We start from the raw sequence: 12,879 nt of genomic DNA, 5'->3' as shown, positions 1-12,879 counted from the left end.
TTTTTAAAAAGAATAAACCGCCGGAATCAAATCCGACGGTCTGGTTATTTTCAGATTATCAGTAACGGTAGCCGTTGACTTCCTCGTCAGCGTAGGTAAAGCTGTCGCTTGAATAGAAATAGTAGGTCGGAGACTGGGAATTTGAATAGTTCACCGCGCCGACATACCAACAGGGCTGACCGCTCGGGGTCATTGCTTCAATAGCAGACTCAACGCGCCAATCGCCTTCGCCGTACATCTGACTCGCAAGAGCGAGCGCCTTCTGAACCGCGTAGTCCTGACCGGATTCGCTCTGTTGTTCACCGGAGCTCTCAGAGTGATCTGAGTCGTCAAGATAACAGAAGGATTCGCCGCTGTAGAAATAATATGTGGGTGACTGGGAATTGGAATAGTTGATCAGTCCGATACGGTAACAGGACTGTCCGTTCGGGTCTGTTGTTTTTTCCGAGGAGGCAAGTCTCCAGTCGCCGTCTCCGTAGAGCTCGGCAGCTTTTTCAACAGCCTGCTTTGTGGCGTCCTGCTCGTTAAAACCGGCAGTCGCCGATTCGCTCGACTCGCTGCTGCCCGTTGCGCTCTGAACAGCGGCTTTTGTTGTTGCGGCAGGGACAGTCGTAGCCGCAGCTTTGGTTGTGGCTTCAACCTTTGAGGTAGTTGCTGATACTTCGCTTGTATTATTGCCGCAGCCGCAGAGTGAAACAGCCATAGCGGCAGTGATACAAATCGCTAATACAGAAAATACTTTTTTCATATTATCACCTTCCTTGACTATTATGATACTTTAAATCTGACAGATTGTCAAGAAAAATGCCGAATTCAGTCGTCTCATTCCGCCCCAGCAACGTGAACCGAGGCGTTTTTCGCGTTTTTGCGCCGCGTTCTATTGTAATTCTTTGAAAATGTGATATACTATTTGCGGAGATGATAATATGGATTCAATTTATGAACAGGCTAAACTCGCCGCTCAGGAGCTTTGCGACGCGGCTGACCTTAAACCCGGCGACATCATGGTCGTCGGCTGCTCGTCAAGCGAGATCGTGGGCGGAGTTATCGGTCATAATTCGAACGTGTCCGCCGCGGAGGAGGTTTTCAACGGAATCTGCGACGTGCTCAGAGAACGCGGAGTTTACCTTGCTGCTCAGTGCTGCGAACACCTCAACCGCGCTATTATCATTGAGAAGGAAGCGGCGGCAGGTCTTGAGGAGGTTTGCGTTATTCCTCAGCCAAAGGCAGGTGGCTCGTTTGCTGCGACAGCGTGGAAAAAATTCAAAAATCCCGTCGCTGTTGAAGAAATACGCGCGGACGCGGGCTTGGATATCGGCGGCACCTTGATCGGCATGCACCTCAAAAGAGTAGCCGTACCCGTCAGGCTCAGCCTTGACCATATCGGCGGAGCAATTCTCCTTGCAGCGAGAACACGCCCGAAATTCATCGGCGGCTGCAGAGCGGTTTATCCCGACGCGGACAGAAGATAATACATAGACGTCAAAAATATGGAGCCGGCTCAAAACCCGAAAGGATTTTGAGTCAGCTCCTTTGTTTTTGTTATTCTCCGGTGGAGTTTTCTTTGGGTGGGTGTTTGGGAATCGCAATTTCAGCAAAAATCAATATATCCAGCCGCGCCGTAAGGGATACGCTCTTTGAGACACGGACAGTAATCAATACGGCACTTTCTGCCGAAACGATCCGCTTTGACCCGATAATATTCACAGTATTCACACGACATAATGTCCTCGTCCGGCTCGATCTCCAGGAGGGCTTGCATAAAGGCGGCTTCTCCGTCGGTTTTCAAATCCCTGACCGCTTCGGGAATCTTATCTAACCTACTCATGCCGCAACCTCTTTCGCTCGGTCGAGCACCTTAACGCCGTACCGCTTGATTGTCATCGCTGTGCAGATCACCTCGAACAGCTTCGGCGGTATCAGGTGTTTATCCGCGAGGTCGCTGAGCGTGAAATGCTTGGTGCCGAGATAGATGTCCTTCGCCGCGCTGTAAACGGTGTAGCCGGTTTCAGTACAGTTGACGGGCTTGAACCTGCCGAAACAGATCCTATTCTTCTCAACGTGATTTTTCGTCTGCTTCCACAGCCTGAAATCAGCCGTCAGCAGATATACCGCAGCCATCAGGACGTTATTGCTCCTGTCGATATTCGCTGTCGTCTGATCGAAGCAGCTCTTGTGGTACTTGTTCATGAATCCGTCTTTCATTGTCGATTCTCCCATCATTCTTAATCTTTGGTTGAAGCTGTGGTTGCTGCTGTAGATACAGAGCATTTTTAGAATAAGGCTGAAGCTGACGTTGGAAAGGAATACCTCGTCCTCATCAGCATCAGAGCAAAACGGTTCTTCAAATTTACAGTTTGAAGATTCCTCGCTGTCAATGGATTTTTTGACCGCAATCTTGCGCGGTACAAACTTAGCCGGAACGATCCGACCGTTGATGATTAAAAAATGTTTCAATTGGTTTTGTCTCCTTTAAAGTTTTTTTGATAAATAAAAAAAGCCCAACCGCTTATTCCTAAACGATTGGGCGTCGGTGGACGCTATCTCCGCCTTCGGAAAGATTTGTATTTTACAAACCTTTCTTCAACGGCGGGTTCGGCGTTACTTATTAGTTTTTTAATGTTTGATTCTCACTCATTTGCCAGAGTTGAGCAAAACAAAAAGCGGGTAAAAGATTTCTGATATCTCTTACCCGCCTATAGCTAAATATTTACTTCTTTTAGCGCTCCCCGTGGGTTCGAATCCCGCCAAACTAAAAAATCGGCGAAAAATATCTACGATTCGGCACCTTCTAAAACCACGGTTCGGACAGCAAAAAAGCCCGATAAAATCGGGCTTTTTCGGCACAATATCTTTTTTGTGCTCGCATGATGGCTGGGCTGGCGGGATTCGAACCCACGGATGACGGAGTCAAAGTCCGTTGCCTTACCGCTTGGCGACAGCCCAATTTGTATTTTACTCGTTTGGCAGAGATCTGACTAAAAACAAAGCCGCCCAAGTTTCCTTGTGCGGCATTGGTGACCCATCGGAGATTCGAACTCCGGACACCTTGATTAAAAGTCAAGTGCTCTGCCAACTGAGCTAATGAGTCAAGTGGGGTGGAATGACGGATTCGAACCGTCGGTCTCCAGTGCCACAAACTGGCGCGTTAACCAACTACGCTAATCCCACCATGTATGCACCAAAATCCTTTGGTGCCACTTGTTGCGCCTTTTGGCGCTATTGGCGCGCCGAAAGTAATGATACTTGGCGCTGTTGGCGCGCCAAAAGGGACTCGAACCCCTGACCTACTGCTTAGAAGGCAGTTGCTCTATCCAGCTGAGCTATTGGCGCGTATCTGATTTTCATCAGCCTTTACATTATACTAAATACCGCCAATTTTGTCAATAGGTTTTCGAAAATTATTTGAGATTGTCGTAAATCAGCTTTACTACCCTCTGCGTGGATCTGCCGTCGCGGTAATCGAAGAACATGTCGGCAAACGGCTTGATCTTCTCTGTGCAGTAATCCTCGTTTTTAATAGAATCGATAAGCTGTTCTGTTGAATAAACAATCTTGCCGGGCGCGTAAAGCTTGAAATCAAAATAGAAATCGCGCTCGTTGATGTATTTCTCAAGGTCGAATACGTAGAAAATCATCGGAATGTCGATCAGCGACGCCTCAAATACGAGCGATGAGTAGTCGGTGATGATGACGTTGGTGACAAAGAGCAGATCGTTGAGCTCGTTGTCCGCCGAGAGGTCGATCACCCTGTCCTTGTAGCGGTCGGGAATCGGCTGAACGTCGTTGACAAAGGGATGATGCTTGATGATGATCGCGTAGTCGTCGGGTATCTTGGAGCATACCTCGTTGATATCGAACATCTCTGTAGGATAGAACGCCGTCTCCTTGACCATGCCGCGGAAGGTCGGCGCAAAAAGAATGATTTTCTTGCCCTTGAAGGTCGGATGAGCGTCGTAGAACTTCTTGCGGGCAGCCGCCTTGTAATTCTCGTCAAAGAATACGTCTGTTCTCGGAATACCCGTAGCCACGACGTTGTCGGTGGCGATACCGAAGCCCTCGGAGTGGCATTTCTTGCAGTATGTGGAGCTGACGGTAACGAAGTCGTAGCTTCTGTGGTTCCTTGTGGGCTGCGGAGAACCCTTGGGCTTTGAAAGTCGGGTAAAGCCGAAGGTCTTGAACGCGCCGCAGGCGTGCCAGAGCTGAATCAGCTTTGTATCGTCCCTCAGATCAATGTAGTGTATCTGAGGTGTGAACTCGTCGAGCACAACAACCTTACTTGTCGCGCAAGCCTTTGTGAACGCGCGGATCTCCTTGAAGGACATGTAGGCTATGGTGTGATCGTTGAGAATAAAATTGATGTCAAGGCTGTCGTCGTTCTTGAGCTTGTCGTAAACAAACGCGAAGTTGCCCGACAGATCGTCGCGGCGAAGCGAGATGAACGAAATCTTCTTGTCCTGAACCTTGAAGAAGGTCTTGTAGAAGCCGAAGCACCTTCTGAAAATCCACCTCTTGACCTTCCATACAGAGAGGTCGGTAGTCGATACTCTCGAGAAGCGCCAGAAGATGTATGCTATGAATCTCTTGATCGGGTTCTCGTCGTTAAAACGCGCAGGAAGGTTCATAATACCCGTCATGCGCAGAAGCGCCTCGAGGATAAAGAACGGAATAAGCGCCAGCGAGAGGATAAAGAGAACGGTCTTTATAATTCCGTTAAAGAATTTTACGAAGAATTTCGCTACCGGATTATGATAGATTTTTCTTCTGTCCGGAGTAAACTCGATTTTGTTTCCGTGAATGGTATACTTGAAATTTCTGTTATCGGATTCCGAAAGCTCCGGAGTCAGGTCAACAGGAATTTTTTCCTCATAAAAATCGGCAAAGCCGAGATTGAGGAACATTTCAAACGGCAGGCATTCCTTTCTCGTCTTCCAGAAAAGCAGGTCGAGACGGTATGTATATCTGCCTGAGAAAAAGCATTTTCCGTCAATGTGGGTTACATTCGAAAGGACAAACGGAATACGTCTGTCCTCTTTGCCGTTATTAAAATGCAGCACCAGCTTGGGATTTGAAAGAAAATGCGAATTGATCGTAGGGTCAGAAATAGTACCCATTATCGTAAGAGTCATTTTGTTCTTGACAATCGTCAACTCTTTTACTTCAATCTGATAAACCACAAATACACCCCTAATACTTTTTAAGAAATCAAAGCTCTCATGCGTTCAACGGCTTGTTCAAGGTCGAGCCCCTTCTGGTACAGCGAGGAAGAACCCGCGACGAACATATCGCCGCCGCAAGCGCGCATCTTCTGACACAGATCCCAGCTGACGTGTCCGTCGACCTCAAGCAGAATGCCCTCTCTCCTGCTGTCGAGGAGCTTGCGCACCGCCTTGATCTTGTCAAAGCTGCCCTCGACAATAGGACGTCCCGCAAAGCCCGGATAAACCGTCATTACGATTACGCCGTCGAGCTCGTCAAGATAATCCGCGAGAACTTCGGGCGCGGTGTCGGGACTGATCGCGACAAAAGGACTCGCGCCTCTCTGTCTGATTTCAGCGAGAACCTCGTGAAGATTGTCGCAGGCTTCGTAGTGCACCGCGACAATGTCGCCCTGTCCGATATCCATCGTATCAAAATACTGTGCGGGATTATATGCCATGATGTGGATATCGCGCTTCATATTTACAAGCACGCCCTTGACCGCCTTTATCAGATCGGCGCTCAGAGTGATATTCGGAACAAAGTGATTGTCCATGAAATCAAGGTGGATATATTCAACGCCGAGCTTGTCAAGCACCTCTATCTCCGACTGTAAATTAAGCGCGTCGGCACACATCAGAGAAGGCGATAACATTCCTTTCATATCAATACCTCTTTATTGATTCACAACCATGATTTTGGCGAAGAACTCTGTGTTGTTCTTCATGATATCAAGACCCTTATCCATGGTTTCAAGGTCAAATTTATGTGTGATGAGCTTCTTGGCGTCAATCATGCCCTTAGCCATAGCGTCAACGACAAGGTTCCAGTCGCTCTTGTGGGTATCACTGTAGGCTGAGTTCCATGTTCCGAAGATCGAAAGCTGCTTTCTGAGAATCTGCCAGTAGGTGTTCTGCGGGAAGGTGAAATCCCCGTGAGGGTTGCCGACAAAGATAACCTTGCCGCCCGAAGCCGCAGCCTCAAGACAGTTGCAGGCTGTGAGTGCGATTCCGACCGCTTCGATAGCGATATCTGCGCCTACGCCGCCGGTCATCTTCTTTACCCACTCGATCGCGTCCTCCTTGGAGGAGTTGCAGTATTCGGTGAAGCCCATGCTCTCGATGAAATCCCAGTTATTTACGTCGGTGCCGACGAGAAGGACTCTCGCGCCCCATGCTCTCGCCCACTGAGCGATAAGCATGCCGATGGTGCCGGGTCCGAAGATAACTACATTGTCGCCTACCTCGATCTGAGCGCGTCTGAGCGCGTGAAGCGCAACAGCGCAGGGCTCGGTCATAGCGGCTTCCTCAAAGGAAAGGCTGTCGGGAATGGGAACGAGGTTCCAGACCGGAACTCTCACGTACTCGGCGAAGGCTCCGTCGCTGCGCGAACCGAGATAGTCGTAGCTCTTGCACATCTCGTAGTCGCCGTTATTGCAGTTCTCGCAGGTCTTGCAGGGAATCAGCGGAAAAACAGTGGCTCTCGTGCCGATTAAGTCCTTGTATTTCTCGTCGCCTACGCCCGCTACCTCACCGGAGAACTCATGTCCGGGGATAGTCGGAAAGTGGTAGGTGCCGTTCACAAAAATTCTGGGGATATCCGAGCCGCAGATTCCGCACGCCTTTACGCGGAAAAGCACCTCGTCGGGCTTGACCTCGGGCATAGGATAATCGCAGTACTCGAGATTGCCGACAGCTCTTAATACTCTCGCCTTCATAGTATCCATATCAGTTGCCGCCTTTCAGTATCGTTTCAAAGGTTTCCAAATCTTCTATCGTGGTGATTTTGAGGTTGCGCTCGCTGCCCTTTACCATGCGGATCTCCATTCCGTGGCGGTAAGCGATCTCGCTGCTGCCCGCAGTAGCGCCGATCTCCTCGTCGCTGACCTCGTTATGTATCCGATAGTATTTTTTGAACTTGAAGCTCTCGGGAGCCTGTCCCGCGAATAACTCGCTGCGCTTTAAGAGGCAGTCGATTTTTTCGCCGTCGGCGCTCTGGTAAACAGTGTCCTTGACGGTGATAACAGGCATCGCGCCGTCATAATCCGTCGCGCCCTTGACGCAGTCCGAGATGATTCTGTCGGAAACGAGCGGACGCGCCGCGTCGTGGACGATTACGATATCGGTGTCCGGGGCGTTCTGAGCGATGCACTTGAGGCCGTTATATATGGAATGCTGACGCGACTTGCCCGCCGGAGCGTATCCGCAAATCTTGTCAACGCCGTACTTTGCGGCGTATTCCTCGACAAATCCCTGCCACTGCTCGCTGACAACAACGACCATGGCGTCGATTTCATCGTGCTTCTGGAAAATATCAAAGCAATATGAAATTATCGGTTTTTCCTCTACCATCAAAAACTGCTTCGGTCTGTCGACGCCCATGCGGCTGCCGACTCCGCCCGCGAGAATTATAGCGGTATTCATACTTTCCCCCATTTTCAAAACAGGCTAAAGCTTATTATCCTGCTGAAACGGATAATAAACAGTTTATCCATACTATTGTATAATATCACATATTTTGTGCCCTTGTCAACAAGAACACAACAGATTGTAGATAATAGACGAAATTACTACTTTGTTTGCTCCTCTAATACAGCAACTGCCCTTTTAATTCCCTCTGTAAGCGACACCTTCGGCTCCCATCCGAGCGATTTCAGCCTTTTATTGTCGAGGATTTCGGGCACCTGCCTGAGCGGAGAAGGAAGATTTTCCGGCTCTCGCTCGTCCCCGGGATTTGCAAATTTCAGGCTTATATTCCTCTCGGGAAACGCCGCGCATGCCGCCTTCGCAAAGCCGCGTATCGTCGTGTCGGACAGCTCGCAGGAAATATTGTATGGCAGGGCGTTTTCGCCTTTAAGCAGAATCGTCAGAAGTCCCGTCGCCGTGTCGGTGACGTAGCAGAAGGAACGGTTGGCGGCTCCGTTGCTCTTGAGCAGGATATCCTGACCTCTTACGACATTCGCGATAAACTGCGCCCATACCCTGTCGTCGTCAAGCGACGCCGCTCCGTAAATATAGGCGGGTCTAGCGAGCTTTACGTTCATTCCGTACTCGCGGCAGTAGCTCGCGGCGAGCGTCTCGGAAGCGCGCTTGCCCATGGCGTAGCAGTTCTTGTATGAGGTGAAATCGATATATCCGCTGTCGTCCTCGGTGATTTTCTCCTGACTGCCGTAAATCACGCCGTAAACCTTGAGGCTTGAGACGATCAGAGTCGACTTCGCTCCGCTCTTTTTCGCGTAGTCAAGAACGTTGGCGGTGCCGGTGAGGTTGGCGGTTATCGTGCCTACGGGGTCGTTTTCAAACTGGATATTGCTCGCCTGACTAGCCGCGTGAATGATATAATCCGCGCGCGGGGCTTTTATCTCCTCGTTGACGTCCTGAACGCAGAGCGAAAAATCATCGCGTTCAAGCAGATCTCCGAATTTTTTCCGCGCTCTTTCGCCGTTCCTGACAAGAGCGATCACACGGATATCCGAGTTGTATTCATCGTTTCTTGTGAGCAGAGCAAGACAGAGGTAGCCGCCGATAAATCCGCCGCCGCCTGTTATCAGCACCGTTGAGCCCGAAAGCTTGTCCCACGGGATATCCGCGTTCGCAATTTCAAAAGCGTCACTGTAAATACTCTGAAGGACACAGTCCTTAACCTTATAGTCCATACTTCAATTCTTCCTTGGCAAATTTCTTGTAATTATCGTAATAAAACTGAGCGCGCAGAGTAACCAGATCCTCGGGAGTCGTGACCTTGATGTTGAACCGCTCGCCTCTGAACAGGTGTACGCTCTCGCCCAGCTCGATAAACAGCTCGCTCGAGGATATCGGGTTGGTTATGCCGCGCTTTTCCGCTTCCTCATGCGCCCAGAGAATGCGCTCCATGGTGTACCCCTGCGGAGCCTGAGTGACGTACATTGTATTCCTGTCATAGCTTTTTTTGCAGCTTTCTCCGTCCGTGCTGTAAAGGAGTGAATCGATGCTCGGGGTGACCGGTACGGCGGTCTTGTGTTTTATCGTTTCCGTGATACAATCGGAGATCAGCCTGTCCGAGAGCATCGGACGCACTCCGTCGCAGATAAGAATAATATCGCCGGGGTCTTTGGAAAACGCGGCGGTCGCGACAACTCCGTTATGGATCGAGGCAAAGCCCGTCTCGCCGCCCGGTACGATCGAACGGATCTTTTTGACCGAAAAACGCTCGATAAGCTCGACAAGATACTCTATCCAGTCCTCCTTGCAGGCGATGACAATGCCGTCGACCATCGGGTGCCTCGAGAAATGCTCCATTGTGTGAACGATAATAGGCTTTCCGCCCACCTCCAGAAACTGCTTCGGCAGATCGGACGACTTCATTCTCGCGCCTATCCCGCCGGCAAAAAGCATTGCGGTAACCATATTTTTCAATCCTTTCCTGATTGACATAATAATCCACTTTCAAAATACCACCAAAGGGGCTGTTTGTCAATTTACATTCTTGTAACGAAATCCTTGAAAAAAACGCCCTTATATGGTACAATCTATGGTGGAGTTGATTATATGCAGCAGTACACATATCCGCAGTACAGGCAGTACGTTCCGCGGCCTGTTATTACAGCGGATACGATAAGGCGGAACACTCACACAAGACTCAGAAAAAGATGCACGGCTGTCGGCTTTTACGCCCTCACCTACACCGCGGTGATGTACGTCCTCGCAATCGGCTTTATGCTGCTGTTCGGGGCTTTTGACATCACGCCCGATGAAACGCTCACTCAGCTTGAGGATATTTTTCTGAGCGTAGGCTCGGCGTTCATACCCGGACTCCTGTTTATCGCCGCCACCGGCTTCAAGTTCAGGGACGCTTTCGGTAAAACAACCGTCAGCTCGACAACGCTTGTCCCGCTGATACTCATGGGAATGGCTGTGGCTATGGTATCGAATTACGCCTCCGAGATTTTTGATTCAAATCTCTCGCTTTTCGGTCTGCACAACAGCGCCGGCACCGTCGAAACCTCAGCGCTTACCCCGTTTGAAATTATTCTTAACATCATATCTGTAGCTATTGTTCCCGCCTTCGCCGAGGAATTCGCGTACAGAGGACTTGTTATGGGCTCGCTCAAGCGCTACGGCAGGGCGTTTGCGGTCATCGCTTCGTCGATTCTGTTCAGCGCCATGCACGCAAACACCACCCAGATAGTATTTACCTTCCCTGTCGGTCTGATGTTCGCTTATATCGATATCGTCACGGATTCTATCATTCCGTCCGTTATCCTTCATTTCATGAATAATTTCTACGCTATTTTATTCACTATCCTGTACTCTAACTCAAATTTCGACGAGCGGACGCTCACGCTTATCCAGCTTGTTATCATTTTGCTGTTCCTTGTTTCGGGATTCCTGTCGTTTATTTATCTTGTCAGGAGCAAAAAGATCACGCTTAGTCTGAGCGACAGGGAAAAGCCGCTTGAGCCCGGAGCCGAGCTGCTCACTTTCAAAAATAAAATGAGCGCCTTCCTCGTAAACCCCGGCGTGATGATTTCCATGAGCGTGTTCCTTACGCTCACGGTTCTTAACCTGTTCCCGATTGCGCAATGACCATGAGTACGGAAATCAATAAATATATGCTTCTTGCTCTCGATATGGCTAAGGAAGCGTTCGACGACGGAGAGGTTCCGGTCGGCGCGGTCATCACCCGCAACGGCGAGCTTGTCGCCACGGGCAGGAACCGCCGCGAAAAAGAAAAAAACGCCCTTCTCCACGCTGAGATCGACGCGATAAACAACGCCTGCAAAGCCCTCGGCGGCTGGCGGCTGTGGAACTGCGAGATTTACGTCACGCTCGAGCCGTGTCCGATGTGCGCCGGCGCGATTATCAACGCGCATATCCCGAAGGTGTATTTCGGCGCTTACGATTTCAAAAACGGAGCCTGCGGCACTGTTACGAACCTTTTTGAAATGCCGTTCAATTTCAAGCCCGAATACGTCGGCGGATTAATGGAAGCTGAATGCGCGGGGCTGCTAAAGAGCTTTTTCAAACGACTGCGATAAAAAAAGGGCGGCATAATCAGCCGTCCTTTCTTCTTCGTCTGTGCATTTTTTCGCCGTGAGGAATGCCCTTGACCTTGAACAGGATAAGGTATCCCGCAATCAGGGCGAGAGCTGTTGTCTGGGTGTAAAAAAGTATTCCCTCCTGACGGCTCATGTGATTTGAATGATCCTTGAGCGAGCTGTCAGGCGCCGTGGTGTACAGCGGTGTCAGGCCGTCCTGCTGTGATATCATCACAGCCTCGTCGGGCGACGCGGCGAAAGCCGTACCCGCGCCGCAGACAAGACATACGGCGATCAACAGCGACGCAATAAATTTTTTCATATTCTCTCCCCTAATCAATATATAATAAGGTATGTATTTATGAATCGGAAGTTTATTTACGGACAATGCATCGACCCTGTATCGCAGCTGCGCTACGGAAGAAGCCGCGAGCCTGTTTCAAAGGTCGGCTGCGGAATCGTGGCGGTTTACAACGCCCTGGTGTTCAAGGGTATCGACGCTCATTTTCCCGATGTGCTCAGCGAAATGGAAAAGCTCGGAATGCCGTGGCTTTCGGGAAGGTTCGGCACCACGCCCTTCAGCCTGAAGCGGTATTTCAGGGAAAATAATATTCCTTTTTCGAATTATATTTCACTGAAAAAGTTCAGGCAGGCTCTTGATGACGGAAAAATCGGCATTGTCTGCGCGTGGAACAAGGGCTTCAAGGGTCTGCATTTTTACTGCGTTTATTCTGACAACGGAGCTTACCGCTCAATGAATTTTATTTCCTCGGACAAGGCGCTGGACTTTGATTTTTCCGAATTAACCGCGCTGAGATTCGTAACGGGATATATACTATAAATTGAAAGGCGCCTGCGACGGCGCCAATCTTTTTAGCTGGTGATAGACAGATAGTAATTCAGATCGAATACGCCTTCTTTTACAAGCTCGGCTTTGCCTTCGGCGTCGACATTAAGCTCCACTACCATGTTTACGGGCTTGCCGTCCTTCTTTTCCTGTACGATAAGAATGTAGTTCGTGCCCGATACGACCTGACTTCCCAGAACAGTTACGGGAACGTAGTCCTCAGTCATAACGCTGTCGAGAGCTTCCTTGAGCGAATCGTCAAGCTTTAGTCCCTCGGTGATCTCAACGGTCTGCCATGAGTCGTCCAGACCCTCGCCCGGTGTTTCAACGGTTCTGACGTTTTCGGGGTGAACCTCGATGATAGAGGTGAGCTTTGCCTTGCCGTAGAGGTCTGTGTAGGTCACCGCGACGTCCCACGATGTGACGGATTTGCCCGAGGTCGTCTTGTCAAGACAAAGAAAAGCCGAATTTGTGCCCTGAACAGCCTGCTGAGCGAGCAGCGCCACAGGTTCCATATTGAGGGTATCAAAGGAATTTATGGATTTTTCGAATTCCGCCTTCTGCGACTCAGTCACTACGGGCTTGATCTCAGTGTCGATAGTCCAGCCGCCGGAAACCGCGGCTTCGGTGGTATCCGTGTTTTGGCTCTGCGACGACGCCGGCGCCGAGGTCGTCTTTTCCGCTGACGACTGTGCTTGCGAAGGCTTTGACGACTGTCCGCAGCCGGACATGACCGCCGCCGAAAGCATCAGCGACGACAATAAAACTGCTATTATTCTTTTCATATTTTTTCACTCCTATAGTGCCTTTTCCGGCA

General features: G+C 50.0%; 15 protein-coding genes and 4 tRNA genes. 4 read left to right on the top strand and 15 right to left on the bottom strand.

Going from position 1 to position 12,879, the window contains the following annotated elements; genetic code table 11:
* Nucleotides 1-58: 58 nt before the first annotated feature.
* Nucleotides 59-748, bottom strand: coding sequence for a hypothetical protein (locus tag KQI64_RS03335; RefSeq protein ID WP_216523324.1), 690 nt, complete (start codon nucleotides 746-748; stop codon nucleotides 59-61).
* Between the two features lie 178 nt (nucleotides 749-926).
* Here KQI64_RS03335 and KQI64_RS03330 point away from each other — a divergent pair, with 178 nt between their 5' ends.
* Nucleotides 927-1,472 (top strand): TIGR01440 family protein, encoded by a 546-nt coding sequence (locus tag KQI64_RS03330; RefSeq protein WP_216523323.1) that lies wholly within the window; start codon nucleotides 927-929, stop codon nucleotides 1,470-1,472.
* Between the two features lie 119 nt (nucleotides 1,473-1,591).
* On the opposite strand, the gene KQI64_RS03325 is transcribed toward KQI64_RS03330, so the two are convergent.
* The 12 genes from KQI64_RS03325 to KQI64_RS03270 form a co-directional block, all read right to left on the bottom strand.
* Nucleotides 1,592-1,828: a hypothetical protein gene (locus KQI64_RS03325; RefSeq protein WP_216523322.1), complete on the bottom strand. Its 237-nt coding sequence runs from the start codon at nucleotides 1,826-1,828 to the stop codon at nucleotides 1,592-1,594.
* Nucleotides 1,825-2,457, bottom strand: a complete 633-nt coding sequence (locus KQI64_RS03320; RefSeq protein ID WP_216523321.1) for a hypothetical protein — start codon at nucleotides 2,455-2,457, stop codon at nucleotides 1,825-1,827. Before KQI64_RS03320 ends, KQI64_RS03325 begins: the two co-directional genes overlap by 4 nt.
* 414 nt (nucleotides 2,458-2,871) lie before the next feature.
* Nucleotides 2,872-2,946 (bottom strand) — tRNA-Gln (locus tag KQI64_RS03315).
* A 69-nt stretch (nucleotides 2,947-3,015) separates the two neighbouring features.
* A tRNA-Lys gene (locus KQI64_RS03310) sits at nucleotides 3,016-3,091 on the bottom strand.
* Between the two features lie 3 nt (nucleotides 3,092-3,094).
* A tRNA-His gene (locus KQI64_RS03305) sits at nucleotides 3,095-3,171 on the bottom strand.
* Between the two features lie 85 nt (nucleotides 3,172-3,256).
* A tRNA-Arg gene (locus KQI64_RS03300) sits at nucleotides 3,257-3,333 on the bottom strand.
* A 68-nt stretch (nucleotides 3,334-3,401) separates the two neighbouring features.
* Nucleotides 3,402-5,177: a CDP-glycerol glycerophosphotransferase family protein gene (locus KQI64_RS03295; RefSeq protein ID WP_216523320.1), complete on the bottom strand. Its 1,776-nt coding sequence runs from the start codon at nucleotides 5,175-5,177 to the stop codon at nucleotides 3,402-3,404.
* 20 nt (nucleotides 5,178-5,197) lie between these two features.
* On the bottom strand, nucleotides 5,198-5,863 hold the full coding sequence (locus KQI64_RS03290; protein ID WP_216523319.1) for a ribulose-phosphate 3-epimerase: 666 nt from the start codon (nucleotides 5,861-5,863) through the stop codon (nucleotides 5,198-5,200).
* A 12-nt stretch (nucleotides 5,864-5,875) separates the two neighbouring features.
* Entirely contained in the window at nucleotides 5,876-6,925 is a 1,050-nt protein-coding gene (locus tag KQI64_RS03285) for a galactitol-1-phosphate 5-dehydrogenase (protein WP_216523318.1), read from the bottom strand.
* A gap of 1 nt (nucleotide 6,926) precedes the next feature.
* Nucleotides 6,927-7,622: an IspD/TarI family cytidylyltransferase gene (locus tag KQI64_RS03280; RefSeq protein WP_216523317.1), complete on the bottom strand. Its 696-nt coding sequence runs from the start codon at nucleotides 7,620-7,622 to the stop codon at nucleotides 6,927-6,929.
* Nucleotides 7,623-7,768: 146 nt separating this feature from the next.
* The gene (locus KQI64_RS03275; protein ID WP_216523316.1) at nucleotides 7,769-8,854 is read right to left on the bottom strand and encodes an NAD-dependent epimerase/dehydratase family protein; all 1,086 of its coding nucleotides are present in this window, start codon (nucleotides 8,852-8,854) and stop codon (nucleotides 7,769-7,771) included.
* Nucleotides 8,844-9,611, bottom strand: a complete 768-nt coding sequence (locus tag KQI64_RS03270; RefSeq protein WP_253289172.1) for an IspD/TarI family cytidylyltransferase — start codon at nucleotides 9,609-9,611, stop codon at nucleotides 8,844-8,846. Before KQI64_RS03270 ends, KQI64_RS03275 begins: the two co-directional genes overlap by 11 nt.
* A gap of 114 nt (nucleotides 9,612-9,725) precedes the next feature.
* On the opposite strand from KQI64_RS03270, the gene KQI64_RS03265 reads away from it, so the two are divergent.
* Together KQI64_RS03265 and KQI64_RS03260 are read left to right on the top strand one after the other, a co-directional pair.
* On the top strand, nucleotides 9,726-10,763 hold the full coding sequence (locus tag KQI64_RS03265; protein ID WP_216523315.1) for a CPBP family intramembrane glutamic endopeptidase: 1,038 nt from the start codon (nucleotides 9,726-9,728) through the stop codon (nucleotides 10,761-10,763).
* Nucleotides 10,764-10,765: 2 nt separating this feature from the next.
* On the top strand, nucleotides 10,766-11,215 hold the full coding sequence (locus KQI64_RS03260; RefSeq protein WP_330622956.1) for a nucleoside deaminase: 450 nt from the start codon (nucleotides 10,766-10,768) through the stop codon (nucleotides 11,213-11,215).
* Between the two features lie 16 nt (nucleotides 11,216-11,231).
* Here the strand turns inward: KQI64_RS03260 and KQI64_RS03255 are convergent, their stop codons facing one another.
* Nucleotides 11,232-11,537 carry a hypothetical protein gene (locus KQI64_RS03255; protein ID WP_216523313.1) on the bottom strand — a complete coding sequence of 102 codons (306 nt, stop codon included), beginning with the start codon at nucleotides 11,535-11,537 and terminating at the stop codon, nucleotides 11,232-11,234.
* 39 nt (nucleotides 11,538-11,576) lie between these two features.
* Between KQI64_RS03255 and KQI64_RS03250 the strand changes: the two genes are divergently transcribed.
* A complete protein-coding gene (locus KQI64_RS03250; protein ID WP_216523312.1) occupies nucleotides 11,577-12,056 on the top strand; it encodes a hypothetical protein in 480 nt (159 codons plus the stop codon).
* Between the two features lie 32 nt (nucleotides 12,057-12,088).
* Here KQI64_RS03250 and KQI64_RS03245 read toward each other — a convergent pair whose 3' ends face one another.
* Complete coding sequence (locus tag KQI64_RS03245) at nucleotides 12,089-12,847, bottom strand: hypothetical protein (protein ID WP_216523311.1); 759 nt, start codon at nucleotides 12,845-12,847, stop codon at nucleotides 12,089-12,091.
* Between the last annotated feature and the right edge of the window lie 32 nt (nucleotides 12,848-12,879).

This window comes from Lachnoclostridium sp. MSJ-17 (genome assembly GCF_018918205.1).
Taxonomy (GTDB): domain Bacteria; phylum Bacillota; class Clostridia; order Oscillospirales; family Acutalibacteraceae; genus Ruminococcoides.
Note: the sequence above shows the minus strand (reverse complement) of the source record. Positions and strands in the feature narration are given on the sequence as shown.